Source organism: Microbacterium sp. A94 (assembly GCF_051842855.1).
GTDB lineage: Bacteria > Actinomycetota > Actinomycetes > Actinomycetales > Microbacteriaceae > Microbacterium.
This window is the reverse complement of sequence record NZ_JBPXMU010000001.1, coordinates 1092865-1109127: the sequence shown is the minus strand read 5'-3', so window position 1 is coordinate 1109127 and position 16263 is coordinate 1092865. Positions and strand designations below refer to the sequence as shown.

General features: G+C 60.5%; 14 protein-coding genes. 11 read left to right on the top strand and 3 right to left on the bottom strand.

Annotated elements, in window-relative coordinates; all coding sequences use genetic code 11:
• Positions 1-6: 6 nt before the first annotated feature.
• Positions 7-414: an ankyrin repeat domain-containing protein gene (locus ACSU1L_RS05500; RefSeq protein ID WP_439254969.1), complete on the bottom strand. Its 408-nt coding sequence runs from the start codon at positions 412-414 to the stop codon at positions 7-9.
• 34 nt (positions 415-448) lie between these two features.
• The gene (locus tag ACSU1L_RS05495; protein ID WP_438253372.1) at positions 449-1042 is read right to left on the bottom strand and encodes a 3'-5' exonuclease; all 594 of its coding nucleotides are present in this window, start codon (positions 1040-1042) and stop codon (positions 449-451) included.
• A gap of 284 nt (positions 1043-1326) precedes the next feature.
• Between ACSU1L_RS05495 and ychF the strand changes: the two genes are divergently transcribed.
• The 3 genes from ychF to ACSU1L_RS05480 all read left to right on the top strand — a co-directional run bounded on the left by ychF (position 1327) and on the right by ACSU1L_RS05480 (position 4273).
• Entirely contained in the window at positions 1327-2400 is a 1074-nt protein-coding gene (gene ychF, locus ACSU1L_RS05490; protein ID WP_438253373.1) for a redox-regulated ATPase YchF, read from the top strand.
• 527 nt (positions 2401-2927) lie between these two features.
• Positions 2928-3539 (top strand): hypothetical protein, encoded by a 612-nt coding sequence (locus ACSU1L_RS05485; protein WP_439254968.1) that lies wholly within the window; start codon positions 2928-2930, stop codon positions 3537-3539.
• A gap of 8 nt (positions 3540-3547) precedes the next feature.
• Positions 3548-4273 carry a class I SAM-dependent methyltransferase gene (locus ACSU1L_RS05480; protein WP_439254967.1) on the top strand — a complete coding sequence of 242 codons (726 nt, stop codon included), beginning with the start codon at positions 3548-3550 and terminating at the stop codon, positions 4271-4273.
• Positions 4274-4409: 136 nt separating this feature from the next.
• On the opposite strand, the gene ACSU1L_RS05475 is transcribed toward ACSU1L_RS05480, so the two are convergent.
• Entirely contained in the window at positions 4410-4790 is a 381-nt protein-coding gene (locus ACSU1L_RS05475) for a transposase (RefSeq protein WP_439254966.1), read from the bottom strand.
• Between the two features lie 171 nt (positions 4791-4961).
• Between ACSU1L_RS05475 and ACSU1L_RS05470 the strand changes: the two genes are divergently transcribed.
• From ACSU1L_RS05470 to ACSU1L_RS05435, 8 genes are all read left to right on the top strand, one after another.
• Positions 4962-5090 (top strand): hypothetical protein, encoded by a 129-nt coding sequence (locus tag ACSU1L_RS05470; protein WP_439254965.1) that lies wholly within the window; start codon positions 4962-4964, stop codon positions 5088-5090.
• Positions 5091-5428: 338 nt separating this feature from the next.
• Positions 5429-5644 (top strand): helix-turn-helix domain-containing protein, encoded by a 216-nt coding sequence (locus tag ACSU1L_RS05465; RefSeq protein ID WP_439254964.1) that lies wholly within the window; start codon positions 5429-5431, stop codon positions 5642-5644.
• Positions 5645-5823: 179 nt separating this feature from the next.
• A complete protein-coding gene (locus tag ACSU1L_RS05460; protein WP_439254963.1) occupies positions 5824-7392 on the top strand; it encodes a type I restriction-modification system subunit M in 1569 nt (522 codons plus the stop codon).
• Positions 7392-8330 (top strand): restriction endonuclease, encoded by a 939-nt coding sequence (locus ACSU1L_RS05455; RefSeq protein WP_439254962.1) that lies wholly within the window; start codon positions 7392-7394, stop codon positions 8328-8330. Before ACSU1L_RS05460 ends, ACSU1L_RS05455 begins: the two co-directional genes overlap by 1 nt.
• Positions 8327-9508, top strand: a complete 1182-nt coding sequence (locus ACSU1L_RS05450; protein ID WP_439254961.1) for a restriction endonuclease subunit S — start codon at positions 8327-8329, stop codon at positions 9506-9508. The genes ACSU1L_RS05455 and ACSU1L_RS05450 overlap by 4 nt, the downstream gene beginning before the upstream one ends.
• On the top strand, positions 9508-12549 hold the full coding sequence (locus tag ACSU1L_RS05445; RefSeq protein ID WP_439254960.1) for a type I restriction endonuclease subunit R: 3042 nt from the start codon (positions 9508-9510) through the stop codon (positions 12547-12549). Before ACSU1L_RS05450 ends, ACSU1L_RS05445 begins: the two co-directional genes overlap by 1 nt.
• A 375-nt stretch (positions 12550-12924) precedes the next feature.
• Positions 12925-13926: a DUF4238 domain-containing protein gene (locus ACSU1L_RS05440; protein WP_439254959.1), complete on the top strand. Its 1002-nt coding sequence runs from the start codon at positions 12925-12927 to the stop codon at positions 13924-13926.
• A gap of 240 nt (positions 13927-14166) precedes the next feature.
• Positions 14167-16104 (top strand): AAA family ATPase, encoded by a 1938-nt coding sequence (locus tag ACSU1L_RS05435; RefSeq protein ID WP_439254958.1) that lies wholly within the window; start codon positions 14167-14169, stop codon positions 16102-16104.
• Positions 16105-16263: the final 159 nt, after the last annotated feature.

Below are 16263 nucleotides of genomic sequence, written 5' to 3'. Positions count from 1 at the left end.
CGGTCGTCAACGCCCCGCGTACTCGTCCAAGATCGAGCGCATTTCTGCGAGTTGGAACTGCTCAGCGATAGCGGCGGCGGAGAGGCCGCCGGCATCCGGATCTGCGCCAGCATCCAATAGCATGCGCAACAGAGTCTCGTTCTTGCGGAAGACCGCGCAGGAGATAGCTGTCTGACCGTTCGCGTTCGTAGCGTTCAGATCGGCTCCGCGCCGCACCAGGTCGGCGACGGTGTGCGTTTGCTCTGCATACGTGGCCACGATCAGAAGGGTGTCCTGCCGGGGATTGCGGGTATCGATCGGCACACCGGCGTCGATCATCTCGCCCAGCGGCCCGGTGCGGCCCTGACGCGCGAGATCGAAAGTGCCCTCGATGACTTCGAGGCTGAGGGGAGATGCGCCTGCGGGATTCGTCATGAATACATTGTCGCGTGTGAACGGACGGTTGTGCTCAGGCAGCGCGTTCACGCGGGGCGACGACAGGCGCGTCGGCCACGCGGATGCCGAGAGCGGTGGCCAGTTCGTCGACATCCGCAGCCCCGGCGCGACGTCCCGCGTCGATGATTATCTGCGCGCATGCTCGGGCATCCGCCAGCGCATCGTGGTGCGAGAACTCGGCGAAACCGGCCGCGGCCGCAGCCTTCGGCAGGCGATAGGACTCGAGATCGTAGGTCTTGCGGGCGACCTGGAGGCTGCACAGCGAACGATACGGCGGGCAGTCCAAGTCCGTCACATCGGATGCCGTGCGCAGTACTTTGAGGTCGAAACCGGCGTTGTGCGCGACGAGCACGTCGGCTCCGGCGAAATTGCAGAGGCGGTCGAACTGCTCAGGCCAGGTGGCGGCTTCCGCAACATCGTGCGGATGGATGCCGTGGATCTTGATGTTCCACTCCTGGAACTCATCGTGGCCTGCCGGCGGACGAATTAGCCAGTCTGCGGTGGCAACGACCTCGCCATCTCGAACGCGGACGAGTCCGACGGAGCAGGCTGAGGCGGGAGAGGAATTCGCCGTCTCGAAGTCGATTGCGGTGAAATCCAAGGGCACCTGTTCACCTTCTCTCCCGGGGTGCCGCTGTGGGGTCAGACTCGCCGCGAAGCGCGGGAGTTGCGGCGCACGCTTGGGCGCGACGGGGGGAGTTGCGGCGCACGCTTGGGGGCGACGGGGGGGAGTTGCGTCGCACGCATGGGCGGAGAACGCACGCTCGGGCGGAGGATCCGCTTGAGTTTCTCCGCCCAACGCTGCGTTCTCCGCCCAACGCTGCGTCGCGGAGCCCCGCACAACGCCGAGGACTCAGGTGCTGGCATCCGCGCCCGGTAGACTCGTATCCCGTGGCTCTAACTATCGGAATCGTGGGCTTGCCCAACGTCGGCAAGTCGACTCTCTTCAACGCACTCACCAAGAACGACGTGCTCGCGGCGAACTACCCGTTTGCGACGATCGAGCCGAATATCGGAGTGGTGAACCTGCCCGATTCGCGACTGAATAAGCTGGCTGAGATCTTCGGCAGCGAGCGTATCCTTCCGGCCGCGGTGTCGTTCGTCGATATTGCCGGCATCGTGCGCGGCGCGAGCGAAGGGGAGGGGCTGGGTAACCAGTTCCTCGCGAACATTCGTGAGGCGGATGCCATCGCCCAGGTCGTGCGTGGCTTCGCTGACGGTGATGTCGTGCACGTCGAGGGCACGGTGAATCCGGCATCCGACATGGAGACCATCAACGCTGAGCTCATGCTCGCGGACCTTCAGACTGTCGAGAAGGCGATCGTCCGCCTCGAGAAAGAGGTGCGCGGCAAGAAGGTAGAGCCCGTCGTGCTCGAGACCGCGAATGCCGTGAAGGATGCTCTTGAGCGCGGCACTCTCCTCTCGACGAGCGGCATCGACCTCGAGCCCGTCAAGGAACTGGGCCTGCTTACTGCGAAGCCGGTCATCTTCGTCTTCAACGTTGACGAGGCTGTGTTGACGGATGCTGCGCGCAAGGAGGAGCTCGCTGCTCTTGTTGCGCCCGCCAAGGCGATTTTCCTCGACGCGAAGATCGAATCGGAGCTGATCGACCTCGATCCGGAAGATGCCGCGGAGTTGCTTGCATCGACCGGTCAGGATGAGTCTGGTCTCGACCAGCTCGCCCGCATCGGGTTCGACACCCTCGGTCTGCAGACCTACCTGACTGCCGGGCCCAAGGAAGCGCGCGCTTGGACGATCCCCAAGGGATCGAAGGCTCCGCAGGCGGCCGGTGTCATCCACACCGACTTCGAAAAGGGCTTTATCAAGGCCGAGGTCATCTCCTTCGAGGATCTCGTCGAGACCGGCTCCGTCGCCGAAGCCCGCTCCAAGGGCAAGGCTCGCCTCGAGGGCAAGGACTACGTCATGAAGGATGGCGACGTGGTCGAGTTTAGGTTCAACGTGTAAAAACCCCGTAATTCCAGGGGTTTTGGTTCATCTGCTCTCACCGAAGATCAGGACTCGCGTTCCGATCTAATGTTTCAAAGGGGCCAGGAGCCCAACTTGCGGGTGTTCTTGGGCGCGTGGCGGCTCGGCCCTGTACGCGAAACTCGACCGGGTGGATGTCGCGACTTTGCTGCACGAGCGGGGCGCGCGGACGCGCTGACACTCCTCGGGGTATGTCTCGTGTTCACGCGAAGCTGTACTGCCGGGTCAACTTTCTGACTCATAAATCGGCCTGTCTCTATATTCGGATCCCGACAGTCGAGGAGCTCACGGCGTCGGGTCAGCGCTGAACTAACCGTCGCCTTCACTCTGTGAGAGCAGTCGGAGGGCCTCGGCCCAGTTCCCGTCTGCCATCCACTGGCGGTGCCGTCTGGCTACTGTTCTCCACGATCCGGACGTGGATGGCAGCTCGCGCCAGCGCCAGGGAACTAGCGTCCGGATCCGCCGTTCGGCGTAGTAGGACATGGCCGTGGCTATAGCATTGGCTCGTGATTAGGACCATCCTCGCGCAACTCTCAGCGGTTGCCGCTATCGTGCTGACAGTGCTGTTGGCTGGCTCTCTGGAAGAACTGCTCATGACACCCTGGAAGGCCGTCCTGGTCGTGGTCGTCGTGGCGGTCGCCATCTCGCTAGCGCTGTGGGAAGTGATCGCTGCCGTGCGGTTGCGGCCTATTGCGTACAAGGGGAAGAAACGCAACGAACGCATCCGGAAGTACATGGCGAATCTCACGAAGTTCGATGGCCAGTGCGTCGTTTCATCCAACGACCTGAGCTGGGTGTCAGGCGAAGCGTACGAGATGCTCATGAAGAAGGCTGCGGAGCGATCCCTGGTGCTGGTTATGCCGAGAGCTAACGAGATGAGCCGTAAGCTCGTGAGGGCCGGCGCGGAGGCGCGCTATTACGGTGACGAAACGTTCCGGCTTCGGAGTAGATTCACGGTCGTTAATTCGAACAGGGCCGACGCATGGGCGGCTGTCGGATATGGGCGCAAAGGCGCGCACATGATCCGGGAATTCCACTCCAGTGACGACCCGACGCTGAACATGGCAAAGGACTTGATTGACATCGCGCGCCGTCTTGCGGAGAAGGGCTCCAGGTGATTGAGCCCGTGAGGTTCTACGATCACAAGGACGAGGCTGACATCGTTCGCGAATGGGATTCAATCGCTCCGATCCGTGACCGTCAGGTCGCCCTGCATCAGGACACGTCGTATGAGCGCGTCCTCGAACCGTGGATTCTCGGGCGGGTCGATCGCTCAACTGCGAAGAGCATAGTCGACGTCGGGTGTGGGACGGGGCGGCTCACATCGAAGCTCGCGATCAGGTCGAGTGAAACGCTGGGGATCGATCCGAGCGCCGTGAGCATTGGACTGGCTCGCGCTCACGATGATGTGACGCGATTCGAGGTCGCGACGGCTGAAGAATGGGTGCGTCGAGGCTCCGATGTACGGTTCGACTTGGCTGTGGCGAACATGGTCCTCATGGACGCGCTTGATCTGGATGGGATCGTCGGTGCCCTTGCGGCGCTCGCGCGCGGTGGAGTAGTGCTCTCGACTATTGCTCACCCGGCCTTCTGGCCAATTTACTGGGATTACGCCGGCAGCGACGGGTTCAGTTACCTCGATGAGAAGGTGGTTGAAACCCCATTCAGGACGAGCTCGCAGTCCTACGGGCTGGTGGCTACTCACGTGCACCGGCCCATCGAGATGTACCTGCGTTCATTCCGTCGGCACGGGTTAACAGTGACCGCGTTCGAAGAGCTGCGGGGACCGGAGAGCATCGAGAAGTTCCCCTATCCGCGGTTCATTGGCATCGAAGCCTCAGTGCTACCGTGACATGGCTTCCGTAATGGAGCGGGCACGAGGGGTTGTGATCGCGCCGTGGCACGTATCACGGTGAGCGTTGCCAAGAGTTGAACAGCAACTCATAAACCGGCCTGTCTCAATACTCTGATGCCGGCAGCTGAGGAGCTCACGGCGTCGGGTCAGCGCTGGGTAAGCCGCCGCCGTCACTCTGTGAAAGCAGTCGGCCGACCTCGTCCCAGCTCCCGTCTGCCAGCCACTGACCGTACCGCCGAACTACTGTTCTCCACGATCCGAACGTGGATGGCAGCTCGCGCCAGGGGATGCTCGTGGCGTCGCGATACAAGATCGCATTCACGACCGTGCGGGCGTCCGCACTCGGTCGTCCTCGACGAGGATGGTCGTCGGGGTGCACGATGCTACTGATCGCTCTCCACTGCTCGTCGGTGAGTAGTCGATAGACCTCCGTGACGCCGACCTCGTCAGCGACGTCCGTGCCCGTCGATCCACCAGGGGCAGCCTCCACGACACCGCGCGTTGAATCGCACACCGAGCACCGAGCCGTCGTCGGTGCGGTGGTTCTGTTCCCGGTGACCACGGACATCACGTGACTGCAGGTCAAGCTCAGGTGCCAAGAGGCCCGGTGCGGCGAAGGCCGACCCAACAGCGTCCGCAATGTTTTGACTTGGGATGGACTCAAGGGCGGGGGTGGGCAGCACTGATGGCAATGGTCCACGCTGCAGCCGACCATGCTCCAGAACCCGAGGCGGCAGCCCTCGTGCTTTCCGCGGAATGCAGCGTTGTCGACGTTGGGGCCAGTGCTGGTGACCTCGCCGTTGTCCGCGGGTAGTTCGTCGAGTAGCGGACGCCGGCATGCTCGGCAGGGCTCGCCGGAGGCGAAGGCTTCGTATGGCTGATAGAGGCCTTCGTCGGTCCACTCCTGGCGCTTCACCTCAAATATGGATTCCCACGTTTCAACGAGCAGCGCCAGCGATCGCGGTGTTCGCTGGACAGCGGAGTCGCCGTTCTGGTCGTCCGCAGCGGACTTTCGTGATTTCGGCACCGTGACGTTCTCCCTCGCATCGGTTTCGTAGCCGCCGCGAGGTGTCGTGTTCAGCCTCTACAACAGCAGCAACTGGAAGCGATAACTTCCTGGAAGTCATGACTACCAGCCTCAAGGCTGGTTGGATGGCAGAAACGCTTAAAACTGTGCTCGGATCACAAGTGCGCGATCTGCGCCTCGCACGTCAGCTGTCGCAGGAAGGTCTCGCCGAGCAACTTGGAGTGTCGACTCGATACCTCGCCGGCATCGAACGTGGAGAGCGCAACCTCACCTTGGACTCGGTCGAGGCACTCGCTGAACAACTGGGCGTTCAGGCGCGGGCACTGATCATTCGGTCGTGACTTCCTTCGCTTGAGGTCGTTGAGGACGAGCAGGAGGCCGTCCTCAACGTCGGCACCGAGGGCCGTCTCTGCTGCGGTCCGCGGCGAGCATCCCGAAACGGTCGGTCCCCGCCGATACCTTGAGAAGTACCAGTTGCCATAAGTGAAGAGCCGCCCCATGGGTCAAGGAGAACGAACGTATGACACCGACCACGAGCGAAGCCCAGCGTGCGGAGCTGCACAAGACCATCTGGCGAATCGCGAACGACCTGCGCGGCTCGGTGGACGGCTGGGACTTTAAGTCCTACGTGCTCGGCATGCTGTTCTACCGGTTCATCTCAGAGAACCTCACTGCCTACATCAACAAGAGCGAGCACGACGCAGGTGAGTTGAGCTTCGACTACACGCGACTCCCGGACTCGGACGCCGAGTACGGCCGCGAAGAGACGGTGGACGAGAAGGGCTTCTACATCTTCCCGTCAGAGCTGTTCCAGAACGTCCGGGAGCGCGCTCCGCGTGACGCGAACTTGAACGAGACGCTCGCTCGCGTCTTCACGAACATCGAGGGCTCCGCGCTCGGCACGGATGCAGAAGATGATCTCAAGGGCCTGTTCGACGACCTAGACGTGAACAGCTCCAAGCTCGGCCCCACTGTCGCGAAGCGCAACGAGAAACTCGTGAAACTCCTCGATGCGATTGGCGACCTGCCACTGGGGAACTTCGAAGACAACTCGATCGATCTGTTCGGCGACGCGTACGAATACCTCATGCAGATGTACGCCTCAAGTGCGGGCAAGTCCGGCGGCGAGTACTACACGCCGCAGGAGGTCTCCGAACTGCTCGCCCGCATCACCGTGGTCGGCAAGACGCAGGTAAACAAGGTCTACGACCCGGCTGTCGGCTCGGGATCGCTGCTGCTGAAATTTGCAAAGGTACTCGGCAAAGAGAACGTTCGCCAGGGATTCTACGGGCAGGAGATCAACCTGACCACGTACAACCTCGCCAGGATCAACATGTTCCTGCACGACGTGAACTACGAGAAGTTCAACCTCGCTCATGGCGACACGCTCATCGACCCTGCGCACTGGGATGACGAACCGTTCGAGGCGATCGTCTCCAATCCGCCGTACTCGATCAGGTGGGATGGTGACGCGAACCCGCTGCTCATCAACGATCCCCGGTTCGCGCCGGCGGGAGTGCTCGCTCCGAAATCGAAGGCCGACCTTGCCTTCACGATGCATATGCTCTCGTGGCTCGCCGTCAACGGCACCGCTGCGATCGTCGAGTTCCCCGGAGTGCTGTACCGCGGGGGAGCGGAGCAGAAGATCCGCAAGTACCTCGTCGACAACAACTACGTCGATGCCGTCATCCAGCTTCCGCCGGACTTGTTCTTCGGTACCACGATCGCAACGTGCATCATCGTGCTCAAGAAGTCGAAGAAAGACAACGCAGTTCTGTTCATCGATGCCTCGGCCGAGTTCAAGCGCAGCGGCAACAAGAACAAGCTCACGGAGACCAACCAGAAGCACATCCTCGATACGTTCACCGCGCGTGCAAATGTCGACCATGTCGCGACGCTCGTGCCGAACGAGGACATCGCCGCGAACGGGTACAACATCGCGGTGTCGTCGTATGTCGAGCAGGAGGACACCCGCGAGATTGTCGACATCACCGAGTTGAATGCCGAGATCGACCGAATCGTCGCGCGTCAGGCTGAGCTGCGTGTGTCCATCGACGAGATCGTCGCCGATCTGGAGGGCACAAAGTGATGGCCGAGATACCCACCTGGGAGGAGTTCATGACCCCAACGCTGCGGGTGTTGAACTCGGGCGCGACCATGCACTGGCGTGAGTTCCAGCCCCTGGTCGCCGACGAGTCTCGCCTCACCGATGAACAAAAGACGGAGATGCTTCCATCCGGGAGCCAGATCAAGTACCAGAACCGGATCGGCTGGGGAGTCTCGTTCCTGACCAACGTCGGTGCGCTGGAACGACCGAAGCGGGGGCACTACCGGATCACTGAGGCGGGTCGGCAACTCCTCCAGCTCTTCCCGGGCGGAATCAAGGAACGCGACATCAAGACTCTCGGTGAAGATCCTTCTTCTCCGATCAGGGTCTATCAGTCGACGGGGCCGCGTTCGAAGAGCGCAGACGATCACGCCAGCGCTCTGGTCCGCGACGAGCTCTCATCGTCGTTGACCCCCATCGAGCAGGTGCAGGAGGGCGTCGCGCGAATTCACGAGGAAGTCGCCGCCGAACTGCTCGAGCGCCTGCAGGGCAAGGAACCTGCATTCTTCGAACAGGCTGTCGTCGACCTGTTACTCGCGATGGGATATGGCGGCACGACGGGCAAGGGAAGCGTCACGCAGCTTAGCAACGACGGCGGCATCGACGGCGTGATCGACCAGGACATCCTTGGACTCAGCCGTGTGTACATCCAGGCGAAAAGATACGCCGATGGCAACACGGTCGCGCGGCCCGACCTGCAGGCCTTCGTCGGTGCTCTCGCAGGCAAGGCCGATCGCGGCGTTTTCATCACGACGAGCCGATTCTCGGACGGTGCGCGGACGTACGCAGAGAATGTTCCAACGAGGATCATCCTCATCGACGGCAAGCGCCTGACGACACTGATGATCAGGTACGGCGTGGGCGTGCAGGTTCGGGAGACGTACAGAGTTGTCGAGATAGATGAGGACTTCTTCGCATGAGCCGTATTAGCGAATTGGTCCATGAGCTGTGTCCGAATGGCGTGGAACACAAAACCTTCGGAGAAATGGGCACATTTATTCGAGGCGGAGGTCCTCAGAAAAAGGACTTTGTTTCAGAAGGAGTGGGCTGCATTCATTACGGGCAGATTTATACTCACTACGGTATCCATGCTGCCGAAACGACCGTATTCGTGTCGGAGGAAGTGGCTGCAAAGTCGCGCCAGGCTCAGCCCGGCGACGTAGTTATTGCGGTAACGGGAGAGAACGATGAGGATCTCGCGCGAGGGGTTGCCTGGCTGGGTGATCGGCCTGTGGCTGTTAGTAACCACACGCTCATTTACACTTCGGCTTTGGATCCAAAATACGTCTCGTATTTCTTACGTTCTAGTAGTTTTGACGAGCAAAAGCGACGTCACATAAGCGGGACTAAGGTTCGTTCATTGTCGTCTCAGGGGTTTGTTAAGATCCGAATCCCCGTCCCGCCTCTCGAGGTTCAGCGCGAAATCGTGCGAGTCTTGGATCAGTTCGCTCAGCTGGAGGCAGAGCTGGAAGCAGAGCTGGAAGCCCGCCGCCACCAGTACGAGCACTATCGCTCAGAAATTGTCGAGCGTTCTCAGCTCGGAGAAAAATCATCGCTCGGTGCGATCGAATCTCGCGGAATCATCAAACTCGGTCGTGGGAAAGTTATCTCGAAAATTGACCTTGCTAGCAACCCTGGCGAGTATCCCGTGTATTCGTCTTCTGGTGCTGGCACTGGCGAGTTTGGGCGCTACGGACTCTACATGTTTGATGATGAGCGAATAAGTTGGTCGGTCGACGGCGGCGGACGATTCTTCTACAGACACCCCCATCGATTCTCAGTTACGAACGTCAGCGGTTGGATGACTGTAGATACGTCGATACTTCGAGTCAAGTATCTTTACTACGCTTTGACGGTCCAGTGGGAGAAGCAGTCATTCGATTACACACGGAAAGCGCATCCATCCGTGATCAGGGATGTGTACGAGATCGCTATCCCTCCCTTTGGGGAACAGGATGCGGTCGTTGACTCACTCGATGCATTTGATGCCCTCGTGAACGACCTCAGCATCGGTCTCCCTGCTGAGCTTGCCGCGCGTCGCAAGCAGTACGAGTACTACCGCGACAAGCTCCTCACGTTTAAGGAGCCCGAAGCATAATGAGCGACGCCGCACCGCGCAAGTTTGCTCCGATCGCTGTCTCGTCGGAGAGCACGGTCGTTGCGCAGTACGTTCATGACGCTGTAGGCGCAGCTTCCTATCAGTCGGAGGCAGAGCTTGAGAGAGAGCTGATCCGATTGCTGCAGTCGCAGGCGTACGAATACCTGCCGATCACCTCGGAAGCGCAGCTGGCCGCAAACTTGCGCCTCCAACTCGAAGCGCTGAACTCCACCACGTTCACTGACGCAGAGTGGGATCAGTTCTTCACCGAGCGGATCGCGGGTGCGAACGACGGCATCGTCGAGAAGACGGTGCGGATCCAGGAAGACCACGTCCAGCTCCTGAAGCGTGACGACGGCTCGATGAAGAACATCCTGCTGATCGACAAGCAGAACATTCACAACAACCGCCTGCAGGTGATCAACCAGTACGAGATCGGCCAGGGCGAAGGTGGTTCGGCGCGCTCGAACCGATACGACGTCACGGTCCTGGTCAACGGCCTCCCTATGGTGCACGTCGAGCTGAAGCGTCGCGGCGTTGATATTCGCGAGGCGTTCAACCAGATCGACCGCTACCAGCGCGACAGTTTCTGGGCTGGCTCAGGTCTCTTCGAGTACGTGCAGCTGTTTGTAATGTCGAACGGCACGTTGACCAAGTATTACTCGAATACGACGCGCCGGGAGCACCTGAGTGAAGCCTCCGGCGCGAAACGCGTGCGGAAGACAAGTAACTCTTTTGAGTTCACGTCGTGGTGGGCTGATGCGCAGAACAAACCGATCGCCGACATGTCGGCGTTCGCGAAGACGTTCTTCGCTAAGCACTCGCTGTTGAACGTGCTGACGAAGTACTGCGTGCTCACGGCCGATCGGATGTTGCTGGTAATGCGGCCGTACCAGATCGTCGCGACGGAGAGGATCCTGCAGAGGGTCGATGTCTCGACCAACTACAAAACTCTCGGCAGCCTCGCCGCCGGCGGGTACGTGTGGCACACGACAGGTTCGGGCAAGACGCTGACGTCGTTCAAGGCCGCGCAGCTCGCCTCGAAGCTGCCGAGCGTCGACAAGGTGCTATTCGTCGTGGACCGCAAGGACCTCGACTATCAGACGATGCGCGAGTACGACCGGTTCGAGAAGGGCGCTGCCAACTCCAACACCTCGACCGCAGTGTTGAAGAAGCAGCTTGAGGATCCGAGTGCACGGATCATTATCACGACGATTCAGAAGCTCTCCACGTTCATCGGTGCGAACAAGGGCCACGCGATCTACGACGGCCATGTGGTGATCATCTTCGACGAGTGTCATCGCTCGCAGTTCGGCGACATGCATGCTTCGATCACGAAGGCGTTCAAGCGATACAACCTCTTCGGTTTCACCGGCACGCCGATCTTCGCGGTGAACTCTGGGAGCGGCGGGAATCCGCAGCTGAAGACCACCGAGCAGGCCTTCGGGGAGAAACTGCACACCTACACGATCGTGGACGCGATCACCGACAAGAACGTTCTGCCGTTCCGGATCGACTACGTCAATACCGTCAAGGTCGGCAACGTGGTCGACATGCAGGTCTCTGCGATCGACACCGAGAAGGCGCTGCTAGCTCCTGAGCGGATCAGTCAGATTGTGGGCTACGCACTCGAGCATTTCGACCAGAAGACGAAGCGTGCCGAGCACTACACGCTGGGTGAGCGGCGGGTTCGTGGGTTCAACGCACTGTTCGCGACCGCATCGATCGAGGCGGCCCGCGTCTATTACAACCACTTCCAGTTGCAGCAGGAGGGTCTGCCGTCGGATCAGCGGCTGAAGGTTGGTCTGATCTATTCTTACGGCGCGAACGACGCGGTCGAGGACGGCGGGCTCGACGAAGAGGGCTTCGACACGGGCGCGTTGAATATGGACGCGCGGTCGTTCCTGGAAGACGCGATCCAGGACTACAACGACATGTTCGGGACCTCGTTCGACACGTCAGCCGATCGGTTCCAGAACTACTACAAGGATCTGTCCCTCCGGCTCAAGCAGCGCGAGATCGACCTTGTGCTCGTCGTGAACATGTTCCTGACCGGTTTCGACGCGACGACGTTGAACACGTTGTTCGTCGACAAGAACCTGCGCGCTCACGGGTTGATCCAGGCATACTCCCGCACCAATCGCATCCTGAACTCGGTGAAGACGTACGGCAACATCGTCAGCTTCCGTGACCTCGAAGCGGAGACCAACGACGCGATTGCCCTGTTCGGCAACAAGGACGCGCGCGGCGTGGTTCTGCTCAAACCATATGGCGAGTACTACGACGATTACGCCGACAAGGTCACCGAGCTACTGACCACATTCCCCCTCGGGCAGCCGATCATCGGTGAGTCCGCGCAGAAGGAGTTCATCAAGCTCTTTGGCGCGATCCTGCGTTTGCAGAACATCCTGACCTCGTTCGATGAGTTCACCGGTCATGAGATCCTGACTGACCGTCAGGGGCAGGACTACCGCAGCGTGTACTTGGACCTCTACGCGGACTTCCGCAAGGACAAGAACGCTGACAAGGAGCAAATTAACGACGACGTCGTCTTCGAGATCGAACTGATCAAACAGGTCGAGATCAACGTCGACTACATCCTGATGCTCGTCCAGAAGTATCGCGACGAGCGCGGCGACGGTGACGACAAAGAGATCCGCGCTGCGATCTCACGTGCCGTCGCAGCGAGCCCGACACTGCGCAATAAGAAGGACCTCATCGAGGACTTCGTCGAATCGCTCTCCGTTGACGGGGAGCTCGACCAGGAATGGCGGGACTTCATCGCAGCCAAGCGTGAGGCCGAGCTCGAGGCGCTAATCATGGAAGAAAATCTCCGACCTGACGCCACACGAGCATTCGTCGAGACTGCGTTCCGTGATGGTCAGGTGCGGACCGCGGGGACGGCAATCACGAAGGTTCTGCCGCCGGTCTCCCGGTTCGCTGCCGGCGGAGGTCGCGGCGAAACGAAGAGGCGGGTTATCGAGAAGCTCGGCTCGTTCTTCGAGCGGTTCTTCGGACTCGGCATGGGGACAGGGGAGTAGCCCGGCATATGGTCACTGACAGCGCAGACCGTTCTCCTCAGGTAATCCGCTGCGAGCACTGGTCTGAGGAACTTGGTCGCTTCGGCGGGTGGCATCACCACGCAGGCCCTCACGCGTGCGACTGGACAAACCACGATGATGAGTGTCCGTACTGGGCGAGCATTGGCGCGCGGCCGGACTCCTGGCCTCCTCCTGGCTGTGTCTAATATTCCATGACCATCGGAATGCGGGGGAATCCCGCCTTAGTAACTAGAGCTGCGTAAACGCGAGGTTCATGCGTGAGGCAGACGCCTCCTGTGTCGGTTCTGTGTGCCGGGTGGGTAAAGACGAACTGTGGCTACGCACATCGCGGGCGACTCAGTCCAGAATGGGCTTATGGCGCAAACACCTGCGAAACGGCACCACCACGTTCCGCAGTTCTATCTCCGAGGCTTCGCGGATGGCGAACAGATAACGACCGTTCGGCTCCCCGGCGACCAGCGGTACACGACGAGCGTGCGCAAGACAGCCGCGGAGAATGGCTTCTACACGGTGCCCGGTCATGAGGAAGGACCGGATGTCTTCGAGAAGCTGCTCAGCGGCGCTGAAGGTGAAGCAGCAGCGGTCTTCAAGAAGCTCGAAGCCGGAGTCTGGCCTCTGGCACTGGAAGACCGCGCGACGCTCGCGTCGTTCATCGCCCTTCAGGTGGCCCGCGGCCCCGAGCAGCGGCGGAACATGCAGCATGTCCAGGCGCAGGTTGCGCGTCTTGAAGTCAGTGCCGTAGGGAAAGCGGGCGTGAAGGGCTGGGCGAAGCGCAAGCTTGGCATGGATCTAGACGATGCTGCCGCCGAGCTGGTATGGGAACAAGCGAATCGGCCGGAAGGCCCGCCGATTCGCGTATCCGCGCTCTCTCACATCAGACAGATTGGCGAGATGGTCAACGGGCTGGTGCCATACATCGCGGGCCGACCGTGGATGCTCGTCGAGTTCGAGAAGCGGTCGCTCTTCACTTCGGACACACCGGTAGTGCTCGTCCCGCATCCCGATGACGATGAGGATGAGGATGACGACGAGGAATATTATGCCGATCGTGGTGTCGGCTTCATGACGGCGTGGGGCATCACCTACCCGATCTCGCGCAAGCTCGGACTCGTCATGAGCGACCCGATGGTTTTTGCAGACCGTGTCGGCATCGAGCGCGTCGCTCGAGGTGAGCTGGACTACCGGCAGCCGGGGAACACGCAGATCGAGCGGTTCATCAATCTGAGCACCGCGACGAGCGCATCACTATCCCTCTTCCATCACCCGGATGACGGCGGGTTCGTCCCGGATGAGCTGCCCGCCCCGGACCCGGTGACGTTGAGGATGAGCGGCGGTCCGCAGGAGTTTTCCGGGTAATAGTGGTTCGCGAGGCTTCAAGGTGCACTGGAATCGCGTGGATGCATCAACTGAGATCGGCGGGTCCATGGCAGTTGTTGCACCGGAAACCGATGGTGTCCCCGCAGTCGTACGTCGCGTCAACGACTCAAAAACTCCCACAAAGTGGACGGCTTCGACGAAAATCGTTGCGCGCGGCGGTGTCGGTGCCGCCAAGTAGGCTCAGGAGCGTTCAGAGAGGCGTGAGGGAGAGGTCGCATAGTGAGACTGAAGTCGTTCCGGGTAACCCGGTACAAGAACGTGCTGGACTCGACAGAAGTGTCGGTGGAGGGGGACGTCACCACCCTTGTCGGCATGAATGAGTCCGGCAAGTCGACCATGCTCGACGCGCTCTATCGGCTCAACCCGGTCTACGGCGACAAGTTCGTCGAGCTCGACGACTACCCGCGCTGGCGGCGCAGCCGAGATAGTCGCAACGAAGACCTGCAGAAGATCTCGCCGATCGACGCGACCTTCGAGCTTGACCAGCAGGACCTCGAGGCACTTGAAGAGGCCCTGGGGGAGGGCGTCGCCGCACCCGAGACAGTGCAGGTCGGTCGACGATACAACGACAGCCATTGGCTCCGTGTCTCGGTGGACGAACGCCGATTCCTGCGCAACGTGCTCGAAGGGCATCGCGATGCTGAGGCTCTTGCCGAGGCGCATGAAACGGCCGCCTCGCTGAAGACTGCGCTCACGGCTTTTGTCAAAGCAGAAGCAGCCGCGACCGCCGAAGCAGTGTCAGCAGAAGAATCTAGCCCAATCGACGACGTTGCGGGCACGCCCACCAGTGACGTGCTCGATCGCATCGATGGTTTCCTCGGCGCTAACGGAAGCCCGGGCTCGGTGGCCAGATCTACGATCTGGGCGCGACTGCCGAAGTTCTTCCTGTTCACCGACTATCAGAGCCTCGAGGGCCGGGTAGACGTTGCTGAGCTTAAGACGCAATCAGACGAGCATCCTGGTGCCTCGCCGAAGCAGACAGCTCGCGCCCTCCTCAAGCTCGCGAACACCGACGTGAACGCGATGACGGACTCCAACTTCGAGTCGAGCACAGCAGAGCTCGAATCGGTCTCCAACGATCTCTCCAGGGAGATGAAGGAGTACTGGAGCACCAACCCGGAGCTGCGGATCAAGATCATGACGGAGCCGGAGACGGTCTCTGATCAGCGCGGTCAGCACAGCGTCGTGCGATATCTGAATTTCCGCGTCGAGGATCGGAAGCACGACTTCACCAACAACTTCTCGCGGCGCTCGTCAGGCTATCGGTGGTTCTTCTCATTCCTCGCTGCGTTCAGCGAGTTCGAGACTCGTGAGAGCAACGTGGTCATCCTGCTCGATGAGCCGGGCCTCACGCTGCATGCGAAGGCCCAGCGAGACTTCCTGCGCTTCATCAATGAACGACTTGTGCCGGCGGGGCAGGTGCTCTACACGACGCACTCGCCGTTCATGGTTGATCAGATCGAGCGTGTTCGCGTTGTTGAAGACCGCGGCGAGGACATCGGCTCGGTGACCACGTCCGAGGCTCTGGAAGTCGGGGATGACAGCGCGTTCCCGCTCCAAGCGGCACTCGGTTATGACCTGACACAGAACCTCTTCATCGGTGAACGGAACCTACTCGTTGAAGGACCGTCCGATCTTGCCTTCCTGGACTTGGTCAGTCGTCGACTGCGCGATACGGGACGTGAGGGTGTTGACGAGCGGTGGCGCATCCTGCCGGCAGGCGGATCATCCAATGTGCCGGCGTTCGTCTCGCTTCTCGGTCGTAAGGTGTCGGTCACTGTGCTGCTCGATTCGGGTACCGAAGGGGGCGGAAAGGTCGAAGCGGCTATGAACGCGAACAAGATCGACAGCGAGCGAATCGTTCTCGTCAGCTCTGTTCTCGAGCAAAAGCATGCCGACATCGAGGATCTCTTCTCCGTCGATGACTACATCGCGCTATACAACGCGGCGTTCGGTAAGAAGCTCAAAGCCAAAGACTTATCCAACCATCATGAGCGCATCCTGAAGCGCTTGGAGAACTTAGGCGAGCCCAAGTTTGATCACTGGCGTCCAGCTGAAGTCCTCTTGCGTGACCCCACCCGTGTCGAGAAGCTCTCCGAAGCTACGTTGGTCAACTTCGAGGCGCTGTCGCAGAGGATCAACGCCACCCATGCGTAGCGCTTCACCGGAAAGAGGTTAGTCCGTGCCGAAACTCGAGCGCGTCACCCTGGCCGTCGATGACCGCCGGGGACAGCGCGTCAGATCTGGGACCTGCCCGCAGCTCATGCCGGGATGGTCCGCTTAGTGACGCCACCAGCTGGGTCTGTCTCGCATGCC

Coding starts and splice junctions, on each gene's coding strand:
- ACSU1L_RS05450 (WP_439254961.1), top strand. CDS start 8,327: ATGAGCCGTATTAGCGAATTGGTCCATGAGCTGTGTCCGAATGGCGTG.
- ACSU1L_RS05440 (WP_439254959.1), top strand. CDS start 12,925: ATGGCGCAAACACCTGCGAAACGGCACCACCACGTTCCGCAGTTCTAT.
- ACSU1L_RS05455 (WP_439254962.1), top strand. CDS start 7,392: ATGGCCGAGATACCCACCTGGGAGGAGTTCATGACCCCAACGCTGCGG.
- ACSU1L_RS05500 (WP_439254969.1), bottom strand. CDS start 414: ATGACGAATCCCGCAGGCGCATCTCCCCTCAGCCTCGAAGTCATCGAG.
- ACSU1L_RS05445 (WP_439254960.1), top strand. CDS start 9,508: ATGAGCGACGCCGCACCGCGCAAGTTTGCTCCGATCGCTGTCTCGTCG.
- ACSU1L_RS05465 (WP_439254964.1), top strand. CDS start 5,429: ATGGCAGAAACGCTTAAAACTGTGCTCGGATCACAAGTGCGCGATCTG.
- ACSU1L_RS05470 (WP_439254965.1), top strand. CDS start 4,962: ATGGCAATGGTCCACGCTGCAGCCGACCATGCTCCAGAACCCGAGGCG.
- ACSU1L_RS05460 (WP_439254963.1), top strand. CDS start 5,824: ATGACACCGACCACGAGCGAAGCCCAGCGTGCGGAGCTGCACAAGACC.